Origin of the sequence: Phytoactinopolyspora endophytica (genome assembly GCF_004138495.1) — a bacterium.
Taxonomy (GTDB): Bacteria; Actinomycetota; Actinomycetes; order Jiangellales; family Jiangellaceae; genus Phytoactinopolyspora; species Phytoactinopolyspora endophytica.
Genome location: NZ_ML142858.1, coordinates 178,361 through 179,464, shown reverse-complemented (window position 1 = coordinate 179,464; position 1,104 = coordinate 178,361). Strand labels below are relative to the sequence as shown.

The following is a 1,104-nucleotide window of genomic DNA, read 5'->3' as shown; positions in this document are numbered from 1 at the left end:
GTGCCGGTTCCGCCCTCGGGGCTCTGGCTCCGGGATACGCGACGCTACTCACAGCCCGATTCACCCAGGGGATCGGTGCGGCGCTCGTCGCGCCCGCGGCCGTGGCCCTGCTCTACCGGCTCTATCCCGACGCGCGGGAGCGGGCACGTGCGCTCGCCGTGTGGGGAACCCTGTCCGTCGCCGGGGCGGTGTCCGGGAGCGTCGTCTCCGGCTTGGTCGCCGCCGCCACCTCGTGGCGCTGGACGTTCGCGATCCCTGTCGCCGTCGCCGTGTTCACCCTCGCGGGCGCCCGCCGTCTGCCGGCGGCAGCGCCCGTGGGCAGCGCCAGGCTCCGGCTGCTCGACGGCGCGCTCGCCACCGTCGGCCTGGTGACCCTGAGCCACGGCGTGCTGGACGAGGCACCCGGCGAGGTGGCCGTGGGACTCGCCGTCCTGCTCGGGTTCGTCCTGCGTCAAGCGCGCGGCGCCGCGCCGCTGCTCCCCCTCTGGCTGGTCGCGCACCCTGGCCGCGGATCGGCGCTGCTGGTCATCTGGCTGACAGCGGCGGCCAGCACGGCAGCTCAGTTCTTCCTCAGCCTCTACTTCCAGCAAGTCCACGGCTGGTCGCCAGCCGTGACGAGCGCCGCGTTCCTACCGTTCCTCCTGGTGATCGGCATGGGCCCGGTGACGTCCCGGCTCACCCGGCGGCACGGGGCGCGTCGGGTCACCACGACGGGGCTCCTGTTGGTCGCCGCCTCTATGACGCTGCTGGCCTTCATCGACGTCGACTCCCCTTACCCGGGCGGCATCCTGATCGCGCTCGTGCTCTTTCCGCTCGGCGCCGGCATGGCGTTCGCCGGCGCGACGGTCGTCGCCTTCGCTGACGTGCCCGCTGAGCACAGCGGCGTCGCGGGCGGTGTCGTCAACACGTCGATGGAGATCGGGCCCACCATCGGCCTGGCCCTTCTGCTGGCGGTCTCGTCCGCCCGCACCCACTCGCTGGCAGTCGACGGTGCGTCCATCGCCGCGGCTGCCACCGGCGGCTACGCCGCCGCCTTCGCTTCCGCCGCCGTGGCGTCCCTCGGCACGGCGGCGGTTGTCCAATTCACCTTCGGAAAGGACGCAT

1 protein-coding gene is annotated in these 1,104 nt (G+C 73.2%); it reads left to right on the top strand.

Annotated features, from left to right (window positions below; translation table 11 throughout):
• Positions 1 to 1,104, top strand: a 1,104-nt coding sequence (locus ELR45_RS35525; RefSeq protein WP_165367955.1) for an MFS transporter, incomplete at both ends; no start/stop codon positions are given.